Genomic DNA, 23,539 nt, shown 5'->3' on the forward strand with positions numbered 1-23,539 from the left:
CAACTGCTCTCACACTGTCGTCAAATTCGACGTGGCCAGAAATCACGTCGAATTTGAGCTTCAGTTGCGTGAGTGTCCGCCATGGAACGGGACGCCGTACTGATTGATCTCGCGCTGCAGGGCGGCGGTTCGCACGGCGCCTTCTCCTGGGGTGTGCTCGACCGCCTCCTGGAAGAGAAATGGCTGGAGATCGCCGCAATCTCCGGAACCTCCGCAGGCGCGATGAATGCGGCGGTTCTGGCGGATGGCTGGACGGCCGGCGGCGCCGAGGGCGCGCGCGAGGCGCTCGAGCAATACTGGCGCCGCGTCTCCAGGGCCGCGGCCTTCAGCCCGCTGCAACGCTCGCCGCTCGACCGCCTGATGGGGCGCTGGACCCTCGATACGTCGCCCTTCTACATTCTCACCGATTTGATGTCGCGCGTGCTGTCGCCCTACGACCTCAATCCCACGGGCTACAATCCACTGCGCGCGGTGCTGGCCGAGAGCATCGATTTCGAACGCCTCGTGCGCTCGCCGATCCAGCTGTTCATCACCGCGACGCGGGTGCGCACCGGGCGCGGCCGTATCTTCCGCAACGCGGAGATCACGGCGGATGTGCTGCTGGCATCGGCCTGCCTGCCGACCATGTTCCGCGCGATCGAGATCGACGGTGAGCCCTATTGGGACGGCGGCTTCGCCGGCAACCCGACGATCACGCCGCTGGTTCGCGAGAGCGACGCGCACGACACCATCCTCGTCCAGATCAATCCGACCGAGCGGCCGGAGGAGCCACGGACGGCTGCGGAGATCCTCAACCGGCTCAACGAAATCTCCTTCAACTCGCCGCTGATGAAGGAGCTGCGCATGATCGCGCTGCTGCGCCAGGCGGCCGACCCCGGCAGCGGCGAGGGCGCGCGCTGGGCGAAGATGCGGACCCACCGGATCAAGAGCGACATGCTGGCGAAGTTCGGCGCGTCCTCGAAGCTCAACGCCGAGTGGGAGTTCGTCTCGATGCTGCGCGCCGAGGGACGTATGGCGGCAGACGCCTTCCTCGCCGAGCACGGCGCGGATATCGGCCGTCGTTCGACCGCCGATCTCGACGTCCTCCTGTCGGAGTGCTGAGGCATGGGTCTCCTCGGCCTCCTCGTCGGGCTCGGCCTGCTCGTCCTGTTCGCCTTCCGCGGCTGGAGCGTCCTGCTGCTCGCACCGTTCGCCGCACTCGTGGCCGCGCTGTTCGGCGGCGAGCCGCTGCTCGCGAACCTGACCCAGGTGTTCATGGTGAACGCAGCGGGATTTCTGGCGCAGTTCTTCCCGATCTTTCTGCTTGGCGCCGTCTTCGGCAAGTTGATGGATGACAGCGGCGCGGTGACGTCGGTCGCAGGCTTCATGGCGGAGCGTCTTGGCGAGCGGCGCGTGATCCTGGCGGTCGTTCTCGCCGGTGCGCTGGTCACCTATGGCGGCGTGAGCCTGTTCGTTGCGTTCTTCGTCATCGTTCCCATGGCCCGTTCGCTGTTTCGCGCGGCTTCGATCCCGCGTCGTCTGATCCCGGCCGCGATCGTGCTGGGGACATCGACCTTCACGATGTCGGCCCTGCCGGGCACGCCGTCGATCCAGAACGCGATCCCGATGCCGTTCTTCGGCACGACGCCGTTTGCCGCGCCGGGCCTCGGCATCGTCGCCTCGCTCATCATGCTCGGCACCGGATTGTGGTGGCTGCACCGTGCCGAAGCGGCAGCGCGCCGCGCCGGAGAGGGCTACGGCGACGATGCGGAGGGCGCGACCGAGCGCGCCGCCGCCGACGAGTTCGTGCGCGAGCGCGCGACGACAGCCCGCGAGTTCGATCCGGCGGAGCTGCAGCACGGTCATCGCAGCGACCGGTCATCGCCGGTGCTGAATGCCATCGCGCCGCTGGTCGTCGTCGTCACCGTGAATCTGGTGATGTCGCTCGTGGTGCTGCCGCGGCTCGATGTCAGCTATCTCGCCGAGCCGCGCTTTGGTGACACGACGCTTGCAGCCGTCGCGGGCGTGTGGTCGGTCGCGGTTGCGCTGGCTGCTGCCATCGTCACCACCATCGCGCTGAACTGGACGCGCCTGCCGGCGCTGCGCCGGACCATGGATGCCGGGGCCAATGCGTCGGTCCTGCCGGCTTTCAGCGTCGCCAGCCTCGTCGGATTCGGCGCCGTCGTCGCCTCGCTGCCGGCGTTCACGATCGTGCGCGACTGGGTGCTGGCGATCGAAGGGGGACCACTGGTCTCGCTTGCGGTTGCGACCAACATCCTGGCCGCGCTGACCGGCTCGGCATCGGGCGGGCTCACCATCGCCCTCGACGCCCTCGGCCCGACCTATGTCGAACTTGCCGCGCGGACCGGGATCGACCTCGCGTTGATGCATCGCGTGGCGGTGATCGGCGCGGGGACCCTCGACATCCTGCCGCACAACGGCGCCGTGGTCAGTCTGCTCGCGATCTGCGGCCTGACCCATCGCGACAGCTATTTCGACATCGTCATGGTCGGCATCGTGACGTCGCTCCTGGCGCTGGTGGCCGTGATCGCCCTGGGCACTGCGCTGGGCTCGTGAGCCGAATGCGCACGTGAGCGATTGACGGACGGGCGAAGGTTGCATTGAATGCAGCCAACTTTCGAACGCAACAGAACAAGCCGGGTGGAAACGATGATGCGAAACAGAGCGAAGCTGTGTGCATGGCTGGTGGGCACGGCGGCCGCAATGAGCGCGAGCGGCGCGTCGGCGCTGACGCTGGCGGAGGATGCCGAGACGGTCTGCAAGGGGTTGGTCGGCGGCACTGATGCCGTGAAGATCGATGCCGCGACGTTTCAGTCTCCATCGACTCTCGCTGTCGCCGAGCGCGGCCCGACGCCATCGGGGCGCGTTACGCCCGCCAATCCTGCGTTCTGTAAGGTGCTCGGCCATATCGACCCTGTCGATCCCAAGGCGCCGCCGATCAAATTCCAGGTCAATCTTCCGATCGAATGGAACGGGCGCTCGGTGCAATATGGCGGCGGCGGCTTCAACGGCGTGCTGATCACCGGCCTTGCGCTGCCGCCGGCCTATCCGTTCGACAAGCCGTCGCCGCTCGCGCGCGGTTTTGTCACCTACGGCACCGATTCAGGTCACGAGACCAAGCCGGGCGAGCTGCCGCAGCTGTTCGCGTTGAATGACGAAGCCTTCGAGAATTTTGCCCACCGCGCCTACAAGAAGGTACGCGACGCGGCCGTGACGCTGATGGAGCGCGCCTACGGCAAGAAGCCGGAGAAGATGTATTTCATGGGCTCGTCCGAGGGCGGCCGCGAAGGCCTCACCATGGCGCAGCGTTACCCCGACGATTTCGACGGCATTTTTTCGCGCGTGCCCGTCATCAACTGGGTCGGCCTGCAGCATGCCGGCATGCGTTCGGGACTTGCGACCATGGGCGAGGGCTGGATCAATCCGGCGCAGGTCAAGCTCGTCGGCGAGGCCGTGCGCGCGGCGTGCGACAAGGCCGATGGCTCCGACGACGCACTGGTGCAGGATCCCGTCACCTGCAAGGCAGTGTTCAAGGTCGAGACGCTGCGCTGCGGGGCCGGCAAGAGCGGCGATCAGTGCCTCACCGATCCGCAGATCAAGGCGATTAACACGCTGCACGCGACCTACAAATTCCCGTTCGTGCTCGCCAACGGCCTCGACGATTATCCGGGCTGGGGTGTGTCGGGCGAGGACACGCCGGCGGCCGGCCCGACCGGCGGCTGGACCGCGTGGTGGCTCGGCACTGCGCCGCCCGCGCAGCCGCCTGCGCCGAACAACGGCATCGCCTGGATCTACGGCGCCGGCGGCATCCAGTATGTGTTCGCACGCGATCCCAAGCTCGACGTCACCACCTACAAGCCCGAGGACCACAATGCGCGGCTGCTCGAGGTTTCCAGCCTGATGGATTCGACCAATCCTGATCTCAGCCGCTTTCGCGAGCGCAAGGGCAAGCTGATCATCCTCGAGCACATGGCTGACTATGCGCAGAGTCCCTATGCCGGCATCCGCTATTTCGAGAATGTCGAGCGCTTGATGGGTACGGCGACGGCGGCGCAGTTCGCGCGGCTCTACACCGCGCCCGGCGTCGATCATGTCGGCTCGGGCGCGCCCGCCAATGTCGACATGCTCAGTGTGCTGGTCGATTGGGTCGAGAAGGACAAGGCGCCCGGTGACCTCGAAGTGACCGAGCAGAAGGTCGAAGCGCCTGCGTTCCCTGTCGTCCGCGCGCTGCCACTGTGCCGCTGGCCGGCCTGGCCGCACTACAAGGCGGGGTCGGTGACGGAAGCGTCGAGCTATTTCTGCGCGCAGTGAGGGAGCGCGACAATTGAGGGGGAAATGCGCGGGGCTGCCGGTCCCGGCAGCCCCGCTTGAACTCATCGTCAGGCTGCCTTGACCTCGATCTTCTTGGCCGGCTTCTGCGCTTCGGCGGTCTTGGGCAGCGTCACCTTGAGCACGCCGTTCTTGAACGACGCCTCGATCTTGTCGGCTTCGACGTCCTCGGGCAGTCTGAAATATCGCTCGAAGGAGCCATAGCGGCGTTCGGAGACGTAGTAGTCCTTCTGCTGCTCCTCTTTTTCCACCCTCTTCTCGCCCTTGATGGTCAGCCCATCATTGGCGACATTCACCTCGATGTCCTTCTCGTCCATCCCGGGCAATTCGGCTGTGATCTCATAGGCCTTGTCGCTCTCGGCGACATCGACGGCCGGAGTGCTGGCGAGCTTCTGCGCGAGATTGCGTTCGAAGCCGGCGAGCGAACGGAAGGGCCGGCGCCAGAAATCGTCGCCACCGAAATCCTCAAAGAGCCGGTCGACTTCCTTGCGGAGCGTCTCGAATGGTCGCCACGCTTCGCTTGCGAATGCGGGTTCGTTGGCCTTCTTGGTGACAGGGAGCTTGGTTTCGCTTGCCATGATCTTCTCCTCAGAAAATGGAGCTTGGTCTATGCAAGAAATTCTCTCCCCGTGCCCACGACCCGTCGTTGATTTCTCTCAAATTTGAAAAGCGCGATATCGGATGCCTCGAGGTTCCCGTGCTCCGACATTGGTAAGGACTGCGTACCGTTTTGAGCGGGAAGCTCGCGCTGATTTGAATCAACAAGGTCTACGAAGAAAGGTTTGAATGCTGGGTGCCAACGTCGGAGCGTCGAACATGGGCGGTCTGATCATTCCTCACAACGCGTTCGTGTTCGTCGGCGATGGCCGCAAGGCCCTGTTCCTGCGCAACGAGGGAAATCCCTCGCATCCGGATCTGAAGACTGAAAACGTCTTCGAGGACGACAATCCGCCCACGCGAGAGCAGGGCACCGATCGTCCCGGCCGCGTGAACAAGCCTACCGGGGAAAGAGTAGCCGTAGAGAATGCCGACTGGCACAATATCGAGGAGCATCGATTCGCGCATCGTGTCGCCGGCGCAATGGAGCGGCTCGCGCGCGAGCGCGACGTCAAGGCGATCGTGGTCGTCGCGCCGCCGAGAGTGCTCGCGGACTTGCGCAATGCCTTTCATGCCGATGTCAAGGCGCGCGTCGTCGGCGAGCTATCCAAGAACCTGACGGGACTTCCGGTCGGCGAAATCGCCCGGCATCTGGCGGCCGAGTATTAGAGTGCCCCAGGGACTCGTTTAATGCGCCGGCCCGCCCGCTGCCTTCACCCGCCGCGTCAGCAGCACGGCGACCGCGGCGAGCACCAGCACCACGCCGATCACCGCAAAGGTGTCGGAATAGCCCATCACCAGCGCCTGGCGCTTCACCGTCTTGCCGAGCGCGATGATGGCCTGCTCGCGTGCGGCATTGGGGTCGGGCACGCCGTGGGCCATGAAATAGTCCGTCATCTGGGCGATGCGGCTGCGGACCTCCTCGCGGCCGAGCGTGACCGAATGGCCGATGATGTTGGAGTGGAACTGCTCGCGCTTGGTGATGATGGTCGCCAGCGTTGCCGTTCCGATCGCGCCGCCGAGATTGCGGAACATGTTGCTGATGCCGGAGGCCGCAGCCGCGTCCTGCGGCGCGATGCCGCCTGTCAGCACCGAGGTCAGCGGCGTCAGCACCATGGCCTGGCCGACCGCGCGCACGATGTTCGGAATCCAGAGCTGATCGCCGGCATAGTCCGGCGACATCGCCGTGTTCATGAAGCAGCTATAGGCGAAGATCAGAAGACCGGTGATGGCGATGTAGCGCGTGTCGAAGCGCTGCATCAGTTTCGGGATCAGCGGGATCAGCACGAGCTGCGGCAGGCCGGTCCAGGCCAGCACATTGCCGATCTGCTCCGCATTGTAGCCCTGCGCCTGGCCGAGATAGGCGGGCAGGATGTAGACCGAGCCGAACAGCGCAAAGCCCACCATCGTCATCGCGATGGTGCCGAAGCCGAAATTGCGCTGCCTCAAGAGGCGCAGCCGGATCAGCGGCTTTTCGATCGTGAGCTCGATCGTGACGAACAGCGTGAGGCTGACAGCGGCGATGATCGCGAGCTTGACGATGAAGGGTGAGGAGAACCAGTCGTCCTTGTTGCCTTCCTCGAGCACGGCCTGCAGCGCCGACAGGCCGATCGCCATGGTGACGATGCCGGCCCAGTCGCCTTCCTTCAGGAGACCAAGCTGCATCTTCTGCCGCTCCAGCGTCAGATAGAGCGCGGCGACCATCACGGCGGTTGGGATCACGTTGACGAAGAAGATGGTGCGCCAGCCATAGGTCTCCGTGAGATAGCCGCCGATGGTCGGGCCGATCGCCGGTGCAAAGGTGACTGACAGCGCGAAGATCGCGAGCCCGACCGGTTGCTGCGGCTTCGGCAGCTTGGTGAGCACCAGCGTGAAGGCCATCGGAATCAGCACGCCGCCGGCAAAGCCTTGCAGGCCGCGCATCGCGATCATCGACGGCAGATCATGGGTGAAGGCGCAGGCGACCGAGAACGCCGCGAACAGCGTCGCGCTCGCCAGCATGTAGCGGCGGAACGAGAACACGCGGCTGAGGTAATCGGTCAGCGGGATCACGATGATCTCGCCGATCAGATACGACGTCGAGATCCAGGAGCCGTTGTCGGCGCCGGTGCCGATGCCGCCCTCGATGTTGGCCAGCGAGGCGTTGGTGATCTGGATGTTCAGGATCGCCATGAACGAGCCGATCATGGCCGCGAGCACGGCGATCCAGGTTGCGAGGCTCGCGCGGTTGGGATCGCTGACGGCGCGATCAGGCGTCGCGGCCGGTGTTGCTTGCGTCGAAAGTGAGAGGCTGTTTGACATGGCACGACCCTCCGGAAACGAGCTTTGCCTTAGACGTTGTCTTGGGCGCCGCGGCCGCATTCGCGGTCGGCGCGCTTGAACGTGTCGCAATGGTGGGGATCACGGACATGCCGGGCCGGAGCGCAATGGCGGGTCCATGCTCGGCATCGAGCACGATCTTGACCGGGATGCGCTGCACCACCTTGGTGAAATTGCCGGTGGCGTTGTCGGGCGGCAGCAGCGCGAATTCCTGGCCACTGGCCGGCGCGAGGGAATCGACGTGACCATGCACGATTTGGCCCGGGAACATGTCGACCTCGATATCGACGGCCTGTCCCGGTGCGACGTGCGTGAGCTGCGTTTCCTTGAAATTGGCGACGACGTAAGCGCCAGCGGCCGGCACGATCGACATCAGCTGCGTACCGGCCTGCACGAACTGGCCGACGCGCAAGGAGCGATTGCCGACGACGCCGTCGATCGGCGAGACGATCGTGGTGTAGCCGAGATTGAGCTCCGCCTGCTGCTGGACCGCGGCTGCGCGCGCGGTGGCGGCCTTGGCCTGCACGATCTCGGCCTTGAGGAGATCGACCTGCTTCTGTGCGGAGATGAGGTTGGCGTTGTCGCGCGCGATCGCGGCGTCGGCGCCGGCATCGCGCGCCTGCGCCTGCTGTGCGTTCTGGATGCTGCCATAGCCGGTCCTGGCGAGATCCGTGTAGCGCTTGTTCTCCTGCTGCGCGAAGGTCTTCGCGGCCGTGGCGACGTCGATGGTCGCCTTCGCGGCTGCGATCACCGCTTCCTGAACTTCGAGCTGCGCCTCCTTGCTGACGACCGTCGCGTTCGCCGCCTGCACGTCGGCGCGGGCCTGGTCGAGTGCGACCCGGAAGTCGCGGTCGTCGATCCCGGCCAGCACCTGGCCAGCTTTCACATGCTCGTTATCGGCGACCAGAACCCGGTTGAGATAGCCACTGACCTTCGGCGCGATGGTCGTGTTGTCGGCCTTCACATAGGCGTCATCGGTGGAGATGAGGTACTGGCCGACGGTCCAGTAATCGTAGCCGTACAAGCTGGCACCGGCCAGCGCGACGGCCGCGGCCCCCAGCAGCAACAGCTTGCGAAAATTGAGCTTTTTCCGGCTTGCGTAGACCGGCGCGGCCGGCAGGACGCCCTCCAGGGCGGTTGCCGCGACGGCGGTCTGGGCGGCAGCGGATGGGGTGGTGTGGACGGTCATGGCCGGCTCCCCTGAATTAGGAAACTTGATAATTTCCAAAATGAGACTAGCTTTGGAATTGTCAATGGAATGACAGGCGTCATTTAAAAGCATGGCTCAGAAAAACTTGGCTCAGGCAAAATCGGACAGTGAAGTTCGTCCGCGCGGGCGGCCACCGGTCCGTAGCGAGGACGAGACCAGGCGGATCGTCTTCGACACCGCGCGGCACGCCTTTGCCGGCGACGGCTACGCCGCGACCAGTACCGAAGAGCTGGCGCGTCGCGCCGGCATCTCGACCAAGACTCTTTATCGTCTGTTCCCCGGCAAGGCCGCTTTGTTCGAGGCGATGTGCGCCGACCGGCTCGAGCAGTTGCTCTCCGCCGTGGATCTGCAAGGAAGCGATGATGTCGACATCGAAACCGGCTTGCGCGCCGCGCTGCTCGCCTGCGCCGATCTCGCGCTCGATCCGGAGGTCGTGGCGTTGCAGCGCATGGTGCTGCAGGAATCCGCCGCATTCCCTGAGCTTGCCGCGAACTTCTACAAGAACGGCATCTCCCGCACCGTGACGGCACTCGCCGGCTGGCTGCGCGTCCAGGTCAGGCGCAAGCGCATCGTGATCGACGACGCGGAGGAAGCCGCGGGCATGCTGATCGGTATGGTCGCATCGGCGCCGCAGCGCGCGGCGATCTATGGCGGCGTGCCTCTGCCGTCACGCAAGCAGATCGAGCGCCGGGTGCAGACCTGCGCGGCCCTGTTCCTCGACGGCTGCCGCGCCAAATCGCCCTGACGGCCCCGTTTGACAATCTTCAGCGCCTCGATTAAATACTTCGCATGCGAAATAAAGACGCCGCGGCGAGGCATCACCGGCTGATCTACCTTCTGAGCGTCGCGCAACGGCGCTTGCAGCGCTGGATGGCAGCGCAGCCACAGAATGAAGTGACGCCGGCGCAGGCGGGGCTGTTGTTCATCCTCGGCAAGCAGGACGGCGTCCTGATGGGCGAGGCGGGTGCGGCGCTCGACATGGGGCCGGCCGGCATTTCCGGCCTCGTCGACCGCAGTGCTGCTGCAAAACTGGTCGAGCGGCGGGCCGATCGCGATGATGGGCGGGCTTGGCGCGTGTGGCTGACGCCGAAAGGGCGCACCGTGCTGGCGCAGGTGAAAACGGAAGCCGCCGAGATCAACGCCGCGCTGACGGAAGGATTTACAGCTACGGAGATCGACATCGTCGCACGCTGGCTGACGAGCATTCAGGACAAGTTTCCAAGAGATACTTCAAGAGATCCAGAGGACTAGAGGAGAGACCCATGACCGAGCATGTGCGAGTTGAGAACAACAACGGCGTTCTCACCCTCACGCTGGCGCGCCCCGACAAGAAGAACGCGCTGACCGATGCGATGTACGGCAAGCTTGCCGACACCATCGAATCCGCCGAATTCGATCCATCCGCCCGCGTGATCCTGATCCGCGGCGAGGGCGACATGTTCACGGCCGGCAACGATGTCGGCGAATTCGCAGCCGTCGCATCCGGCAAGTCGGAAGGCAGTCGCAACGTCATCCGCTTCATCCAGTCGCTGGCGCGCTGCACCCGGCCGCTGGTCGCCGCCGTGCAGGGCCGCGCCGTCGGCGTCGGCACCACGATGCTGCTGCATTGCGACCTCGTCGTGCTCGCTGACAACGCGCAATTGTCGACGCCGTTCGTCAGCCTTGCGCTGGTGCCGGAGGCGGCGTCCAGCCTGCTGATGCCCGCGCGCATCGGCTATGCGCGCGCCTACGAGATGTTCGCGCTCGGCGAGACCGTGCCGGCCAAATCCGCGCTGGACTGGGGCCTCGCCAACCGCGTCGTCCCGCTCGACAGGCTCGACGCCGATGCACTTGCGCTCGCACAGCGGCTCGCCCGCCAGCCGGCCGGCGCGCTCACTGCCACAAAGAAGCTGATGCGCAACGGCGAGGCGCTGGTCGCGCAGATGCAGGCGGAAGGCGAGCAGTTCGCGCAGCGTCTGCGCACCGCCGAGGCGCGCGAGGCGTTCACGGCGTTTGCCGAGCGCCGTCCGCCGGATTTCACGAAACTCGCGTAACGAGCTCTGGCCCGGCCTGGCGCAGATGCGGCAGGCCGGAAAGCCGGCATTTGACTACAACCTTAACGAAACATTGGCATGTCGCGATGCAAGGTGGCCGCTATTGACGAATAGGCCCCTGGCTCATGGCAATTCTTAAGAAATCGGTAAGCACGCTGCTCCTCGTGCTGATGGCGCTCTTGGCTGCCGGTGCGCTCACCAGCACCGCGATCCAGATGGTCGGCGCCTTCGGCCGCTACAGCGACAGCCTGGAAACGGCCCGCCTTGCCGCTGCCGACAAGGCGATCTTCCATGGCGTGCTCGCGCTACGCAACAATCGCGGCGACGCCCAGAGCGCCATCCTTGGCGAGGACGATCCCAAGGCAAAGCTCGCCGAAGCCGAGAAAGCCGAGCAGGCCGGCTATGACGGCATCAACGCCGCGCTCGCGACCGTCGATTTCGCGCGCCGCGATGAGCTCGCCAGCACGCTGAAGCAGCGCTGGAACGACGCCGCGCCGCAGTTCCAGCTGTTCCACGACGAAGCCAAGCGTCCACGCGCCGAGCGCAAGATCGAGCGGACCAATTCCTGGTACGATGCCGTCACCAAGGTCATCGACACCGCGAACCTCGCCTCCACCGCGGTGTCGAACCGCGCCTGGATGAACGATCCCTATATCGCCCGCATGATCCAGGTCCGCCGCTTCGCCTGGCAGGTGCGCGACCGCTATGGCATCCATTGCTCGTCGCTTCGCTCCAACGTCAACAGCAGCAAGCCGCTCGACGACGCCCAGAAGCGGTCACTGGCGCAATGGGATGGCACGATCACCTCCGGCTGGGCGGGCATGGCGGAGTTGCTGGCTGCGCCCGACGTGACGGCGGAGCTGGTGACGGCAGCGTCGGACGCGAAGGCCAAGACCGACGGCGCCCTGAAGCAGATCGGCGATCTCACCAGGAATTTCGACGGCAGCGGCAAGCCCGCGATGCCCGCTGCTGAGTGGAATGCGTTTTGCCAGTCGCCGTTCCCGCTCATTGTCGGGATTGCGAACAAGGCCCTCGACCAGTCGATCGCGCGCGCGGAGACGATCCAGGCCAAGGCGCTCACCAATCTCGTGGTGCAATCGCTCGCGTTCCTGCTGGCGCTCGCGGTGACCCTGGCCGGCGTCTATGTGGTGCGCAGCCGCCTGATGCGCCCGGTGCGCGCCATCCTCGATGCCATCGCGCGGATCGGAGCGCGCGACTACGCGACGCCGGTTCCGCAATCGAAGTATCCCGACGAGTTCGGCACCATGGCCGCAGCGCTCGAAAGCCTGCGGGAGAGCGCGGCGACCGCGGAGCGTCTCGGCCAGGAACGCGAATCGCAGCAGGCGCTGCAGCTCGCCCGCTCCGGCACGGTGGATGCGGCGTGCCGCAGCTTCGACGACACCGTGCAGGCTGTCATTCACAGCGTTGCGGCGTCGACAAAGGAGCTCGATGCGACGGCAACCGGCGTGCGCTCGCTGGTTGCGGAGTCGAGCAGCCAGACCGCGGCGGTGTCCTCCGCCGCCGAGCAGGCCACCAACAATCTCGAGACCATCGCGGCCGCGACCGAGGAGCTCTCGGCGTCCGTCGGCGAGATTTCCGCGCAGGTGCAGTCGAGCGCGCGCGAGGCCCGCGAGGCGGTGGCGCAGGCCGAGCAGACCAATGCGACGGTCGAGATCCTCGACCAGACCGCGAGCCGCATCAGCGAAGTCGTGAAGATGATCCACGCCATCGCCGGCCAGACCAATTTGCTGGCGCTGAACGCCACCATCGAGGCCGCGCGCGCGGGCGAGGCTGGCCGCGGCTTCGCCGTGGTCGCCGGCGAGGTCAAGAGCCTCGCCGCGCAGACGGCGACGGCCACCGAGGAGATCTCCCGCCAGGTCGAGGAGATCCAGGGCGCGACCGGTCAGGCTGTGACCGCCATCCGCTCGATCGGCGGCGCCATCAGCGGCATTGACGAGAAGATGACGGCGATTGCCGCCGCGGTCGAGCAGCAGCGCGCGGCCACCACCGAGATCTCGCGCAACTTCCAGCAGGCCGCGCAAGGCACCCGCGAGGTCACCGACACCATCGGCAGCGTCGCGAGACTCAACCAGGAGACCGGCAATGCCGGCACGGTGCTGTCGGAATCCGTGAAGAAGATGTCGGCTGATGCCGATCGTCTGCGCGTCGCAGTTGAAGGCTTCCTGGGAGCCGTGAAGACCGCATAACTTCGCTCATCCTCCATCCTGACGTCGCGCAGGCATTGCCGCCGGTCCGCGTGGCGGGTACATGTGTGCCGCCGCGCCCCGTATGCGGCCATAGACTTAAGACACATCAGGGATGGAGAGTTCGATGCCGGTCACCCCACACAAGGCCCAGCGCCCCTATCGCGGCGTCTTCCCGGTCGCGCCCACCATCTTCGACGAGCGCGGCGAGCTCGACCTCGAGGGCCAGCGCCGCTGCATCGACTTCATGATCGATGCCGGCTCACACGGAATCTGCATTCTCGCCAACTTCTCCGAGCAGTTCGTGCTCACGGACGCCGAGCGCGAAACCGTGATGCATACGGTGCTGGAACATGTCGCGGGCCGGGTTCCCGTCATCGTCACCACCACCCATTTCAGCTCCGCCGTCTGCGCCGCGCGCAGCAAGCAGGCCGAAGCCGCCGGCGCCGCCATGGTGATGGTGATGCCGCCCTACCACGGCGCGACCTTCCGGGTCCCGGAGAAGGGCATCGTCGAATTCTTCAAGGTGCTCTCGGGCGCGATCAACATTCCTATCATGATCCAGGATGCGCCGGTCGCCGGCACGCCGCTGTCGGTCGAGCTGCTGGCGCGGCTGTCGCGCGAATTCTCCAACATCCGCTATTTCAAGATCGAGGTTCCCGGCGCCGCCTCAAAGCTCCGCAGCCTGATCGAGGCCGGTGGCAAGGACATCGAGGGCCCCTGGGACGGCGAGGAGGCGATCACGCTGCTCGCCGATCTCGACGCCGGCGCCACCGGCGCCATGACCGGTGGCGGCTATCCCGACGGCATCCGCCAGATCATCGATCCCTATTTCGCCGGCGACCGCGAAAAGGCCAAGGCGGCCTATGAACGCTGGCTGCCGCTGATCAACTACGAGAACCGCCAATGCGGCCTGATCGCCTGCAAGGTGATGATGCAGGCCGGCGGCGTGATCAAGTCGGAGGCGGTGCGCCATCCGCTGCAGCCGCTGCACCCGGCGACGCGCGCCGGGCTCTTGGAGCTCGCCAAGGAGCGCGATGCGCTGGCGCTGCGGTGGGCGAAGTAGCGGCGCCAAACATTCAGTGTCGTCCCGGACAAGCGCGCCTCAAGCGCGCGCAGATCCGGGACCCATAACCACAGGATCGGGTTTGGCGAAGATTTGGAGTTATCAGCCTGCTCCATAACCACTCCCTGGGGTTATGGGTCCCGGCCCCCGTGCGCAATTGCGCACTAGGCCGGGACGACGCTGAGTGTGAGGTGCGCGCCCCGCCTGATCCATCGGATTCCATTTCGCCTGAAGGCGTCGAATTAGCGCGGCCCGGGCTGTTTCCCGCAGCTCCGCGATGGCATATTGTACGCTCGCCAACCGGCCCTGCGGAGCATTTCAAGACATCGCGTAACATTTCTTCATTACGCCGCTATCCCGAGCCAGGTTGGAGCGAACCGACAGAACAGGGAGGCAGTGCCATGACGATGAGGCCGGATCCCACCTTTCACGCATCGCCCAAGCTTGCGATGGAAGCTCCTGCGGAGAACTTTGCCTACACCTTGCTGCTCAGTCCGGATTTCTCAAAGCCGGATGCTCTCGCGGTCATCGACGTCAAGCCGGGATCGCCGAGCTATAGCCAGATCGTTCACACCGTGACGATGCCCAACAAGGGCGATGAGTTTCATCACTTCGGCTGGAATGCCTGCTCCTCCGCCCTGTCGCCGCTCGCCGGGCACGCCTTCATCGAGCGGCGCTACCTCATCATCCCCGGGCTGCGCTCGTCGCGGATCTACATCATCGATACCAAGCCGGATCCGACCAAGGCCAAGATCCACAAGATCATCGAACCGGAGGAGGTCTTCAAGAAGACCGGTTACTCGCGGCCGCATACCATCCATTGCGGGCCGGACGGCATCTATGTGAGCACGCTGGGCGGCGGCGGCAAAGACGGCACCAATGGGCCTCCGGGCGTCTTCATCATGGATTGCGAGACGTTCGAGGTGCTTGGACGATGGGAGATCGACCGCGGCCCGCAGACGTTGCACTATGATTTCTGGTGGAATCTGCCGCGCGACTATATGGTGACCAGCGAATGGGCGTTGCCGCCGCAGTTCGAGAACGGGATCGTCCCGGAGGATTTGCTGTCGAACAAATATGGTCATCGTCTCCACTTCTGGGATCTCCGTGCCCGGCGCAACGTGCAAACGATCGATCTCGGCGCCAATCATCAGATGGCGCTGGAGGTGCGGCCGGCGCACGATCCGGTTCGCGAGTACGGCTTCGTCGGCGTCGTGGTTGACACCACCAACCTCGAAGCATCGATCTGGACCTGGTGGCGGGAGGGCGGAAAATTCCATGCCGAGAAGACGGCGACGATCCCTCCCGAACCCGCGCCCAAGGAGAAGCTGCCGCCGCTGCTGCAGGGATTTGGCGCCGTGCCGCCGCTGGTGACGGACATCGACCTGTCGATGGACGACCGGTTTCTCTATGTCTCGTGCTGGGGCACGGGTGAAATGCGCCAGTACGACGTCAGCGATCCGCGCAAACCGAAGCTTGCGGGCTCCGTCCATATCGGCGGCATCGCGCGCCGCACGCCCCATCCGAACGGCAAGGCATTTGCGGCAGGTCCGCAGATGGTCGAGATCAGCCGCGACGGCCGGCGCGTGTACTGGACCAATTCGCTGTATTCGACCTGGGACGATCAGTTCTATCCCGACGGTGTTCCGGGCGTGGAGGTCATGGCCAATGTCGGTCGCAACGGCGGCCTGGAGCTCGATAAGAACTATTTTGTGAGCTTCCCCGACGGATATCGTGCGCACCAGATCAGGCTCGAGGGCGGCGACTGTTCGACGGACTCCTTTTGTTACCCGTCGGTCTAGACGGGACGCATGCGAGCCCGGCGCTTGGCTGGCTCTGGCTCGCGCTTGTTGCGAGCGGTCTCTACCACGGCGTCAATCCGGGAATGGGATGGCCGCTCGCCGTTTCCGCCGGGCTCCTGGACAAGAACCCACGCGCGCTCTTTCGCGCGTTGTGGGCCCTGGCGGCCGGGCATCTCCTGGCAACATTTCTCGTGCTGCTGCCATTCGCCTTCCTGCTCGTGCTGGCCGAGTGGCAGCGTCCGATCCAGCTCAGCGCGAGCCTTCTCGTCATCGGCTTTGGCGTCTATCGGCTGATCGACCGGCGTCATCCGCGCACGCTGGCACGAATTCCGCCGACGCAATTGGCGCTTTGGTCATTTGCCGTCGCCATTGCTCACGGCGCCGCCCTGATGCTCGTGCCGATCTATCTCGGGCTCTGCCAGGCCTTCGAGCTCGATGCCGGCCATGAGGCGGCGGGCGCGCTGATGAAGGCAAGTCTCGGGATGGCGGTGCTGGTGTCCCTGGTGCACGTGACCGCCATGGTCGGCGCCGGCGGATGTCTGGCGTGGCTGGTTTACCGCCATCTCGGATTGAGGTTCGTCTCGCGAAGCTGGTTCAATCTCGATGCAGTCTGGGCGGCCAGCCTCATTCTGGTTGGCGCGGTGGCGCTCGCCTTCAATCTCGCGAGCTGGCGCTGAAGTCTACCGCTTCAAAGCCCACTCGCCGATGATGCGAAAGCGCGCCCTGGCATCATCCTGCTTGAACAGCGCGATGCGGTCGACGGTCAGCGCATCGAGCTTCAGCGCCGCAAACCGCCCCCGCAGCATCTCGATAATCGGCCCGCGCCGCTCCGCATCGAGCCGCCCCGTCAGCGTCATGTGGAAGCGGAATTCTTCCATCACGTAAGGGTAGCCCCAGCGGTCGAGATAGTCGCGCTGCCGCTCGCTGAGCTTTTCAGGCTTGCGCCGCGCGCGGTCTTCCGCCGTCAGCGGCGCGCGGAAGGCGTCGAAATCGCGGACACTATCGGCGGCCAGTTGTTGGAGCGCTTCGACCGGCTCGGCCGGAATGACGGCGATGAAGCCGCTGATGGCATCAACGATGGGGCGGATCACCGGAACGGACTGTGCCTTGTCGGCGAAGGCCGCGCAGGCGGCCATCAGCTCGGCTTCGGTCTTGTCGGACGCCAGCGTCATGGGCGCCTTCAGCGTGGCGTGAAAGCCGTATTTGCGGGGATCGGCGCTGACGTCGCGCCAGTCCGGTGCAATTTGCAGCGCCTCGCGCGGAAACGGCAGCTCGTCGCCGGTGTGGGCGTCGTAGCCGAGCAGTTCGGCGCCGAAGCGGGAGAGAGCGCTGTCGGCGCCTGCGGCAAAATAGATCGCGTAGCGGGGAAAACCTGTCATTGCCCGAGCATAACCAATTTATGCCGCCGCGACAGCCTCGCGCGGCGCAGCCAACGCTGCGAGCAGCCGCGTCGCATCGGTGAGATGCACGAGCTTTCCGCCTGAGATCACCGCGACGAGCCGTGGCCGCAATGGCGCGCTGTCGTCGACGAGCAGGATATCAGCGCGGAGTCCTTGTGCGAGCTGACCGCGATCGGAGAGGCCCGTCGCGCGTGCGGGGCCGGCCGAGACCAGATCCCAGGCCTTCGTCAGCGGCAGCATGCCGTCGGCGGCGAGGCGGAACGCGGCGAGCAGCTGTGCGGGATAGTAGTAATCTGACGCCAGCACCGAGCAGAGCCCTTTTGCGATCATGTCGGACGCTCTGGTCCAGCCGGTGTGGCTGCCGCCGCGCACGACGTTCGGCGCGCCGTAGACGATGGCATCGCCGTGGCTTGCCGCTGCGCGCGCCGTCTCCTCGTTGATCGGGAATTCCGCGATCATCGCGCCCAGCTCGCGAAACTCCTGGCGCATCGCCGGCGTCGCATCGTCATGCGAGAGCATGCGCACTTCGGCTCCGCGGGCTGCGGCGGCGAGCCTCGAAACCGAGGCCGGCACCTCGGCGGCCCGTGCGACCACGCGCTCGACCAGCCGGTCGAACGCCTCGCTCGACAGCCCGGTGCGCTCCACCATGCGGTTGCGCTTGCGCGGATTGGAGATGTCCGCCACGACGCCGTCCATGTGGTCGTTGAAGGCGAACAGATCGACGCGGCCCTCGCTGAGCCACTGACTGATCTCTGCCTCCGCGTCGAGATTGTAGGTCTCGTGCCGCAGATGGAAGCGGGTGTCGGCGGCGAATTGCGGGCGCTGCCGTTCGATCGCCTCCATCAGGCCGCGCGCGTTGTCGGCGCTGCGCAGGCCCGGCTCCCACGAGCAGGTCGTGGCGTGAAACACGGTGGTGATGCCGTTGCTGATGGCCTGACGGTCGCTGTCGGCGAGCGCGACGTCGATCGGGAAGTCGACCCCGGCGCGCGGCATCATCTGCCGCTCGAACGCATCGCCGTGCAGATCGACGATGCCGGGCAGCACCAGCAAGTTGCGCGCATCGATCGCGAGCCGCGCCCGGCCGCGAGACGCCTCTACGTCCGCGATATCAGGTCCGGACACTGCCAGCGACGTTTCAGCGAGTTCGGTGCCGATCAGGGCCCGGCCGCCTTCAAGGAAAATGTCTGTCACGCGATTGCGCTTTTCTTGCTGCTGCGATGGGAGCCTGCCCGTGCTTCATACGTGGCGAGGAAATCTTCAATCCCGAGCTTGCGGAAATGGGGCAGGGCTTCACGCAATTTGTCGTGATCCCAGTCCCACCAGGCGAGCCTTGCAAGTCGTCCGGCGATCTCCTCCGAGAACCGCCGCCGCACGATCCGCGCCGGATTGCCGGCGACGATGGTGTAGGCCGGCACGTCCTTGGTGACGATGGCGCCGGCCGCGATCACCGCACCGGTGCCGATGTTGCGGCCCGGCAGCACGATGGCGCCATGACCGATCCAGACGTCGTGGCCGATATGAACATGATGCTGGCGCCGCCAGTCGAAGAACTCGGTGTCGTCGCTTTCGCCCGGGAAGTAGGCGCTGGAGCGATAGGTGAAATGCGCCTGCGTCGCGCGGTGCATCGGATGATTGCCGGGATTGATCCGCGTCATCGCCGCAATCGAGCAGAACTTTCCGATCGTGGTGTAGGTGATCTGGGCGTCGTTCACGACATAGGAGTAATCGCCCATCGTGACCTCGTGCAGAATCGTCCGCGCGCCGACCTCGGTGTAGGCGCCGAGCCTGGTCTCATGGAGCTTCGCGGAAGCGTCGATGGTCGGTTGGACCGAGAGCACCTTGCCGGCCATGTTGCGTCCGAACGTTCGAGGGCGGGCGTTCCTCTTCGAGTGGCTTGGTGACAATGTCATGACATGACGATGACAGGGGACGAGGTGTGTAGGATCGCCGCACCGCAATGCGCGTGTCACACAAGTGTTAAGCGCCGGCGTTAGCGGTGGGTCCCAGCTACTCTGGAGCCCTGCATGCTGGTGGTTGAAGGTCTGACGTGCCGCTTTGGCGCAAAAGCCGCGGTGGACGACGCTTCGTTTCAAATCTCCCCCGGCGGCTTCGTCGGTGTGATCGGACGATCCGGCGCCGGCAAGTCGACGCTGCTCCGGACCATCAATCGCCTGGTGACGCCGACTGAGGGGCGCATCCTGTTCGACGGCATCGACGTCACCGCGCTGCGCGGCAAGGAGCTGCGGCAGTGGCGCGCCCGCTCGGCGATGATCTTCCAGCAGTTCAACCTGGTCGGCCGGCTCGACGTTCTCACCAACGTCCTGATGGGGCGCCTCGCGACGATGCCAGCCTGGCGCTCGCTGTCGCAGATCTGGCCCGAGCAGGACAAGGCGCTGGCGATGTCCGCGCTCGAGCAGTTCGACATTGCTTCGCTCGCGGCCCAGCGCGCCGACCAGCTCTCCGGCGGTCAGCAGCAGCGCGTCGCGATCGCCCGCGCGCTGGTGCAACAGCCCGACATCATCCTCGCCGACGAGCCGATCGCCTCGCTCGATCCGCGCAACACCAAGATCGTGATGGATGCGCTGCTGCGCATCAACAAGCACTTCGGCATCACCGTGCTCTGCAATCTGCATTCGCTCGATCTCGCCCGCAGCTATTGCGACCGCCTGATCGGCATGGCCGCCGGCCGCGTGGTGTTCGACGGCGCGCCGTCCGCGCTGACCGATCACGTCGCGCGCGAGCTCTACGATCTCGAGGCTGCCGACGTCATGGGTGGCGTGCCTGTCCCCGCGCCCGAGGGCGTGCCGGCGCTCGGAACCGCCGCGGCCGCCTGAGCCGCGCCACATCTTTTGTTGCCAGTTTTGCGTCAACCGACCCCAACCGATGAAGAGGGTATCATGATCACTCGCAGACTCATTCTTGCCGGCGCCGCCGCACTCGCGTTTACGGCTTCCGCTTCGGCTGACGACTGGAAAGCAAAATATCCCGAGCTGACCTTCGCGGTCGTCCCGGCCGAGAACGCCTCCGGCGTCACCGAGCGCTGGGCGCCGTTCGTGAGCTATCTCTCCAAGGAACTCGGCGTGAAGGTGACGCTGCGCATCGCCAACGACTATGCCGCCGTTATCGAAGGCCAGCGGGCCGGCAACATCCACATCGCCAGCTACGGCTCGGCCTCGTTCGCCCGCGCCCGCCTGACCGGCGTCAAGACCGACGCCTTCGCCAACGACATCAACGCCGACGGCTCGACCGGCTATTATTCTGTGTTCTTCGTCAAGGCGAGCAGCGCCTATAAGAAGGTCGATGATCTCAAGGGCAAGAACCTCGGCCTGGTCGATCCGAACTCGACCTCGGGCAACAACGTGCCGCGCTTCGAGCTCGACAAGATGGGCATCCCGGATGCCGATACCTATTTCAGCAAGGTCGTCTTCACCGGCAGCCACGAGAACGCGATGCTGGCGCTGGCGCAGGGCACGGTCGACGTTGCCGCCAACCAGTGGACCAGCGATGACGATTCCACGCTGGCTCAGATGCTGACCAAGGGCATGCTGAAGAACGCCGACGGCTCGGCGATGAAGAAGGACGATTTCCGCATCATCCACAAGTCGGCGCCGATCATCAACGGTCCCTATGCCTACAACTCGGACCTGCCGGAAAACGCCAAGGCCGCCATCGCCAAGGCGTTCTTCGACGCGCCGGCCAAGGACAAGGCCGCGTTCGACCGTCTCTCCGACGGCCAGAAGAAGGGTTTTCATCCCGCCACCACCAAGGACTGGGATGGCACGATCGAGCTGATCAAGTTCGTCGATGCGCTGCGTAAGAAGAAGGCGTCCTGAGTTTTCGGGACGAGCTACTTGAGCCGGGTCGATGGACCCGGCTCTTTCTCTTTTCTGAGCCACCACTCGCCCTGACCAGATGACCGTCGCGGTTTCGATCCTCCCCGAGCAGCAGCTTGCCGCGCTCAACGCCGCTTATAGTCAAGCGGTTGCGCGCCGGCGGCTACGTCTGCTGTTGGGAGCCGCGGGCTTTGCCGCAGCGCTGGTTCTCGCTGCGATCGGCGCCGAAGTGAATTTGCGCACGCTGTTCACCTATTTCGGCAACTTCATCAGCTATTTCGACCGCATCCTCACGCTCGACAGCGGCCAGCGGGTCTGGACCGATGTCGGCGAGTGGCTCTGGGGCTGGCGCAAATGGCTGAAGATGCTGGGTGAGACCCTGCTCATCAGCTATGTCGGCACGTTGATCGGCGCGACCCTCGCCTTCGCCCTCAACTTCTTCGCGGCCGAGAACACTTCGCCCGCGCCCTGGCTACGCTTCGTTGTGCGGCGGCTGCTCGAATTCGCCCGCACCGTCCCCGGCATCGTCTTCGCGCTGGTCTTCGTGATTGCCTTCGGCCTGGGGCCAATGGCGGGCGTGCTGGCGATTGCGATCCACTCCACCGGCGCCCTGGGAAAACTGTTCTCGGAGATCGTCGAGAATGCCGACATGAAGCCGGTCGAGGGCATCCGCTCGACCGGAGCGAGCTGGCTGTCTTGCATGCGCTTCGCCATCGTGCCGCAGGTCACGGCCGGCTATGCCAGCTATGCTCTGCTGCGCTTCGAGATCAATGTCCGCGAAGCCTCCGTGATGGGTTTTGTCGGCGCCGGCGGCATCGGCCAGGAGCTCGTCGTCGCCATCCGCAAGTTCTACTACTCCGACGTCAGCGCCATCCTGCTCACTATCATCGTCACGGTCTTCATCATCGACATCACCACCGGCTGGCTGCGCGGCCGCCTGTTCGGCAAGGAGGCGCGGACGTGACGAAGCCGCAGCAGGTCGACACGCAAGAGCTTCGCGCGCGCTACCCCGACGTGTTCGACCAGCCGGCCTCGGCACGGCTCGCGATGCCGGCGATGATCGTCGTGGCGTTCGCGATCCTCATTTACGGCCTCGTCGATCTCGATTTCTCGCCGTCGCGCTTCTTCGCCGGCCTCAGCCAGCTCGGCTGGATCGGCCTGATGATGATCCCGCCGGATCCCGGCTCGTCCTTGCCGATCTATCTAAAGGCGCTCGGCGAGACGCTCTCGATCGCGCTGCTCGGCACCACGCTGGCGGCGGTGTTTGCACTGCCGGTGAGCCTGCTGGCGGCGCGCAACATCGTGCCGTCCAACATTCTGCGCTTCCCGATCCGTCGCTTCCTCGATTCGATCCGCGGCGTGGACACGCTGATCTGGGCGCTGGTCTGGATCAACGTCGTAGGCCTCGGCCCGTTCGCCGGCGTGCTCGCCATTGCCGTGTCGGATTTCGGTGCGTTCGGAAAGCTGTTCTCGGAGGCGATCGAGGGGGCCGACCAGAAGCAGGTCGAAGGCATCCGCGCCTCCGGCGGCAGCGCGCTGCACGAGATCCGCTTCGGCCTGTTGCCCCAGGTCCTGCCCGTGATCGCCGGCCAGGTGCTGTATTTCATCGAATCCAACACGCGGTCGGCCACCATCATCGGCATCGTCGGCGCCGGCGGCATCGGCCTCCAGCTCGCCGAGCAGATCCGCGTGCTGGAATGGCAGAAGGTGTCGTTCCTGATTTTGATGATTCTGGTCGCGGTCGCCGCGATCGATTTCATCTCGGGCAAGCTGCGGTTTGCGATCATCGGGCGAAGGGCTGTGGCGTAGTCGCAGGCGTCAACGCGAACGCCACTTCCCTTCTCCCCTTGTGGGAGAAGGTGGCGCGAAGCGCCGGATGAGGGGTATGTCTCCCCAGACTCAGATCAGCGTTTGCGGAAACATACCCCTCACCCGTCTCGCCGCTGCGCGGCGAGCCACCCTCTTCCACAAGGGGAGAGGGGAAGACAGCGCGCCGCGTGGCGAAGCGTTCACCCGTTCTCCACCAGAAACTCCACCCGCTCCGCGGCGAAGCGCGAATGCTTCGTCACCAGCGGCTTGCCGGCGAGATCGTGGTCGGTGGCGTCGACCACTAGGATCGGCCGCCCCAGCGGCAGATCGAGACGTGCGGCGTCGGTGGCATCGACGATGCCGGCGGTGATCCGGGTCGCGCCGCGGCGATAGTCGCGGACGCCGTAATGTTCGAGCAGCTTCGTCATCGAGCGCGTTGCGGCGAACACTTCGCCAGCGCCCGGAAACAGGTCCGCCGACAGCCAGGTGGTGGAAACGCAGATCGGCGTGCGGTCGGCGAGGCGGATCGCCTCGATCCGCACCAAGGGCGCGCCGGTTTTCAGTCCCAGCTCCCGCGCGAGTTCACGCGTCGCTGAATCTTCGGATGCCTCGATCAGCCGGCCATGCGGCTCGCGGCCCTCAGCGCCGACGATCTCGGAGAAGCGCGTGCGCGAGCGCAAGGGATAGGCGAGCTTCTGCGCCTCGACATAGGTTCCGCTGCCGCGCTCGGCGCGCACGAGGCCGCGCTCGGCGAGGGCGGCCAGCGCACGGCGCACGGTGTGGCGGTTCACGCGGTAGGTTTCGGCGATCTCCATCTCGCCCGGCAGCTTGTCGCCCGCGGCGAAGCGGCCGTCGGCAATGCCGCGCTCGATGCCGTCGGCAACGAGGCGCCACAGAGCGACGCCCGAAGAGGCTGTGTCCTGCATGCTCATGTCGT

At 65.4% G+C, this 23,539-nt stretch carries 22 protein-coding genes; 15 read left to right on the forward strand and 7 right to left on the reverse strand.

What is annotated here, in order from left to right:
- Positions 1-81: 81 nt before the first annotated feature.
- The 3 genes from JQ635_RS28235 (at position 82) to JQ635_RS28245 (ending at position 4,311) form a co-directional block, all read left to right on the forward strand.
- A complete protein-coding gene (locus tag JQ635_RS28235) occupies positions 82-1,101 on the forward strand; it encodes a patatin-like phospholipase family protein (protein WP_211413039.1) in 1,020 nt (339 codons plus the stop codon).
- A 3-nt stretch (positions 1,102-1,104) separates the two neighbouring features.
- Positions 1,105-2,556 carry a GntP family permease gene (locus tag JQ635_RS28240; protein WP_211413040.1) on the forward strand — a complete coding sequence of 484 codons (1,452 nt, stop codon included), beginning with the start codon at positions 1,105-1,107 and terminating at the stop codon, positions 2,554-2,556.
- 93 nt (positions 2,557-2,649) lie between these two features.
- Positions 2,650-4,311 (forward strand): tannase/feruloyl esterase family alpha/beta hydrolase, encoded by a 1,662-nt coding sequence (locus tag JQ635_RS28245; protein ID WP_211413041.1) that lies wholly within the window; start codon positions 2,650-2,652, stop codon positions 4,309-4,311.
- Positions 4,312-4,379: 68 nt separating this feature from the next.
- Here the strand turns inward: JQ635_RS28245 and JQ635_RS28250 are convergent, their stop codons facing one another.
- Positions 4,380-4,907, reverse strand: coding sequence for an Hsp20/alpha crystallin family protein (locus JQ635_RS28250; RefSeq protein ID WP_211413042.1), 528 nt, complete (start codon positions 4,905-4,907; stop codon positions 4,380-4,382).
- 208 nt (positions 4,908-5,115) lie between these two features.
- On the opposite strand from JQ635_RS28250, the gene JQ635_RS28255 reads away from it, so the two are divergent.
- Positions 5,116-5,595, forward strand: coding sequence for a host attachment protein (locus JQ635_RS28255; protein ID WP_246583827.1), 480 nt, complete (start codon positions 5,116-5,118; stop codon positions 5,593-5,595).
- 18 nt (positions 5,596-5,613) lie between these two features.
- Here the strand turns inward: JQ635_RS28255 and JQ635_RS28260 are convergent, their stop codons facing one another.
- Positions 5,614-7,227: a DHA2 family efflux MFS transporter permease subunit gene (locus JQ635_RS28260; RefSeq protein WP_211413043.1), complete on the reverse strand. Its 1,614-nt coding sequence runs from the start codon at positions 7,225-7,227 to the stop codon at positions 5,614-5,616.
- Positions 7,175-8,434, reverse strand: a complete 1,260-nt coding sequence (locus JQ635_RS28265) for an HlyD family secretion protein (RefSeq protein WP_211413044.1) — start codon at positions 8,432-8,434, stop codon at positions 7,175-7,177. The genes JQ635_RS28260 and JQ635_RS28265 overlap by 53 nt, the downstream gene beginning before the upstream one ends.
- A 91-nt stretch (positions 8,435-8,525) precedes the next feature.
- Between JQ635_RS28265 and JQ635_RS28270 the strand changes: the two genes are divergently transcribed.
- The 7 genes from JQ635_RS28270 to JQ635_RS28300 all read left to right on the forward strand — a co-directional run bounded on the left by JQ635_RS28270 (position 8,526) and on the right by JQ635_RS28300 (position 16,237).
- The gene (locus JQ635_RS28270; protein ID WP_349631888.1) at positions 8,526-9,200 is read left to right on the forward strand and encodes a TetR/AcrR family transcriptional regulator; all 675 of its coding nucleotides are present in this window, start codon (positions 8,526-8,528) and stop codon (positions 9,198-9,200) included.
- Between the two features lie 44 nt (positions 9,201-9,244).
- Positions 9,245-9,706: a MarR family winged helix-turn-helix transcriptional regulator gene (locus tag JQ635_RS28275; RefSeq protein WP_211413045.1), complete on the forward strand. Its 462-nt coding sequence runs from the start codon at positions 9,245-9,247 to the stop codon at positions 9,704-9,706.
- An 11-nt stretch (positions 9,707-9,717) separates the two neighbouring features.
- A complete protein-coding gene (locus JQ635_RS28280; RefSeq protein ID WP_211413046.1) occupies positions 9,718-10,488 on the forward strand; it encodes an enoyl-CoA hydratase in 771 nt (256 codons plus the stop codon).
- 125 nt (positions 10,489-10,613) lie between these two features.
- Positions 10,614-12,695, forward strand: a complete 2,082-nt coding sequence (locus tag JQ635_RS28285; RefSeq protein ID WP_211413047.1) for a methyl-accepting chemotaxis protein — start codon at positions 10,614-10,616, stop codon at positions 12,693-12,695.
- Between the two features lie 124 nt (positions 12,696-12,819).
- Complete coding sequence (locus tag JQ635_RS28290; protein ID WP_211413048.1) at positions 12,820-13,758, forward strand: dihydrodipicolinate synthase family protein; 939 nt, start codon at positions 12,820-12,822, stop codon at positions 13,756-13,758.
- 401 nt (positions 13,759-14,159) lie between these two features.
- Positions 14,160-15,560, forward strand: a complete 1,401-nt coding sequence (locus JQ635_RS28295) for a selenium-binding family protein (protein ID WP_211413049.1) — start codon at positions 14,160-14,162, stop codon at positions 15,558-15,560.
- Positions 15,561-15,643: 83 nt separating this feature from the next.
- Positions 15,644-16,237 carry a hypothetical protein gene (locus JQ635_RS28300; RefSeq protein WP_211413102.1) on the forward strand — a complete coding sequence of 198 codons (594 nt, stop codon included), beginning with the start codon at positions 15,644-15,646 and terminating at the stop codon, positions 16,235-16,237.
- A gap of 3 nt (positions 16,238-16,240) precedes the next feature.
- Here JQ635_RS28300 and JQ635_RS28305 read toward each other — a convergent pair whose 3' ends face one another.
- Genes JQ635_RS28305 through JQ635_RS28315 form a run of 3 tightly spaced genes read right to left on the reverse strand, consistent with a single transcriptional unit; the run spans position 16,241 to position 18,810 of the window.
- Positions 16,241-16,939, reverse strand: a complete 699-nt coding sequence (locus tag JQ635_RS28305; RefSeq protein ID WP_211413050.1) for a DUF1045 domain-containing protein — start codon at positions 16,937-16,939, stop codon at positions 16,241-16,243.
- An 18-nt stretch (positions 16,940-16,957) separates the two neighbouring features.
- Positions 16,958-18,151: an alpha-D-ribose 1-methylphosphonate 5-triphosphate diphosphatase gene (locus JQ635_RS28310; RefSeq protein ID WP_211413051.1), complete on the reverse strand. Its 1,194-nt coding sequence runs from the start codon at positions 18,149-18,151 to the stop codon at positions 16,958-16,960.
- Entirely contained in the window at positions 18,148-18,810 is a 663-nt protein-coding gene (locus JQ635_RS28315) for a chloramphenicol acetyltransferase (RefSeq protein ID WP_211413052.1), read from the reverse strand. Before JQ635_RS28315 ends, JQ635_RS28310 begins: the two co-directional genes overlap by 4 nt.
- 174 nt (positions 18,811-18,984) lie before the next feature.
- On the opposite strand from JQ635_RS28315, the gene phnC reads away from it, so the two are divergent.
- From phnC to phnE (JQ635_RS28335), 4 genes are all read left to right on the forward strand, one after another.
- Positions 18,985-19,794: a phosphonate ABC transporter ATP-binding protein gene (phnC, locus tag JQ635_RS28320; protein WP_211413053.1), complete on the forward strand. Its 810-nt coding sequence runs from the start codon at positions 18,985-18,987 to the stop codon at positions 19,792-19,794.
- Between the two features lie 63 nt (positions 19,795-19,857).
- On the forward strand, positions 19,858-20,793 hold the full coding sequence (gene phnD / locus JQ635_RS28325; RefSeq protein ID WP_211413054.1) for a phosphonate ABC transporter substrate-binding protein: 936 nt from the start codon (positions 19,858-19,860) through the stop codon (positions 20,791-20,793).
- A gap of 79 nt (positions 20,794-20,872) precedes the next feature.
- The gene (phnE, locus tag JQ635_RS28330) at positions 20,873-21,757 is read left to right on the forward strand and encodes a phosphonate ABC transporter, permease protein PhnE (RefSeq protein ID WP_211413055.1); all 885 of its coding nucleotides are present in this window, start codon (positions 20,873-20,875) and stop codon (positions 21,755-21,757) included.
- Positions 21,754-22,602: a phosphonate ABC transporter, permease protein PhnE gene (gene phnE, locus JQ635_RS28335; RefSeq protein WP_211413056.1), complete on the forward strand. Its 849-nt coding sequence runs from the start codon at positions 21,754-21,756 to the stop codon at positions 22,600-22,602. The genes phnE (JQ635_RS28330) and phnE (JQ635_RS28335) overlap by 4 nt, the downstream gene beginning before the upstream one ends.
- Before the next feature lie 200 nt (positions 22,603-22,802).
- Here the strand turns inward: phnE (JQ635_RS28335) and phnF are convergent, their stop codons facing one another.
- The gene (gene phnF / locus JQ635_RS28340) at positions 22,803-23,534 is read right to left on the reverse strand and encodes a phosphonate metabolism transcriptional regulator PhnF (RefSeq protein WP_211413057.1); all 732 of its coding nucleotides are present in this window, start codon (positions 23,532-23,534) and stop codon (positions 22,803-22,805) included.
- Positions 23,535-23,539: the final 5 nt, after the last annotated feature.

Source organism: Bradyrhizobium iriomotense (assembly GCF_018130765.1).
Lineage (GTDB): Bacteria > Pseudomonadota > Alphaproteobacteria > Rhizobiales > Xanthobacteraceae > Bradyrhizobium > Bradyrhizobium iriomotense_A.

Bases quoted from the DNA above. Each gene is read 5' to 3' on its own strand.
- JQ635_RS28235 (WP_211413039.1), top strand. From the start codon at position 82: ATGGAACGGGACGCCGTACTGATTGATCTCGCGCTGCAGGGCGGCGGT.
- JQ635_RS28240 (WP_211413040.1), top strand. From the start codon at position 1,105: ATGGGTCTCCTCGGCCTCCTCGTCGGGCTCGGCCTGCTCGTCCTGTTC.
- JQ635_RS28245 (WP_211413041.1), top strand. From the start codon at position 2,650: ATGATGCGAAACAGAGCGAAGCTGTGTGCATGGCTGGTGGGCACGGCG.
- JQ635_RS28250 (WP_211413042.1), bottom strand. From the start codon at position 4,907: ATGGCAAGCGAAACCAAGCTCCCTGTCACCAAGAAGGCCAACGAACCC.
- JQ635_RS28255 (WP_246583827.1), top strand. From the start codon at position 5,116: ATGCTGGGTGCCAACGTCGGAGCGTCGAACATGGGCGGTCTGATCATT.
- JQ635_RS28260 (WP_211413043.1), bottom strand. From the start codon at position 7,227: ATGTCAAACAGCCTCTCACTTTCGACGCAAGCAACACCGGCCGCGACG.
- JQ635_RS28265 (WP_211413044.1), bottom strand. From the start codon at position 8,434: ATGACCGTCCACACCACCCCATCCGCTGCCGCCCAGACCGCCGTCGCG.
- JQ635_RS28270 (WP_349631888.1), top strand. From the start codon at position 8,526: ATGGCTCAGAAAAACTTGGCTCAGGCAAAATCGGACAGTGAAGTTCGT.
- JQ635_RS28275 (WP_211413045.1), top strand. From the start codon at position 9,245: ATGCGAAATAAAGACGCCGCGGCGAGGCATCACCGGCTGATCTACCTT.
- JQ635_RS28280 (WP_211413046.1), top strand. From the start codon at position 9,718: ATGACCGAGCATGTGCGAGTTGAGAACAACAACGGCGTTCTCACCCTC.
- JQ635_RS28285 (WP_211413047.1), top strand. From the start codon at position 10,614: ATGGCAATTCTTAAGAAATCGGTAAGCACGCTGCTCCTCGTGCTGATG.
- JQ635_RS28290 (WP_211413048.1), top strand. From the start codon at position 12,820: ATGCCGGTCACCCCACACAAGGCCCAGCGCCCCTATCGCGGCGTCTTC.
- JQ635_RS28295 (WP_211413049.1), top strand. From the start codon at position 14,160: ATGACGATGAGGCCGGATCCCACCTTTCACGCATCGCCCAAGCTTGCG.
- JQ635_RS28300 (WP_211413102.1), top strand. From the start codon at position 15,644: ATGGGATGGCCGCTCGCCGTTTCCGCCGGGCTCCTGGACAAGAACCCA.
- JQ635_RS28305 (WP_211413050.1), bottom strand. From the start codon at position 16,939: ATGACAGGTTTTCCCCGCTACGCGATCTATTTTGCCGCAGGCGCCGAC.
- JQ635_RS28315 (WP_211413052.1), bottom strand. From the start codon at position 18,810: ATGGCCGGCAAGGTGCTCTCGGTCCAACCGACCATCGACGCTTCCGCG.
- phnC (WP_211413053.1), top strand. From the start codon at position 18,985: ATGCTGGTGGTTGAAGGTCTGACGTGCCGCTTTGGCGCAAAAGCCGCG.
- phnD (WP_211413054.1), top strand. From the start codon at position 19,858: ATGATCACTCGCAGACTCATTCTTGCCGGCGCCGCCGCACTCGCGTTT.
- phnE (WP_211413055.1), top strand. From the start codon at position 20,873: ATGACCGTCGCGGTTTCGATCCTCCCCGAGCAGCAGCTTGCCGCGCTC.
- phnF (WP_211413057.1), bottom strand. From the start codon at position 23,534: ATGAGCATGCAGGACACAGCCTCTTCGGGCGTCGCTCTGTGGCGCCTC.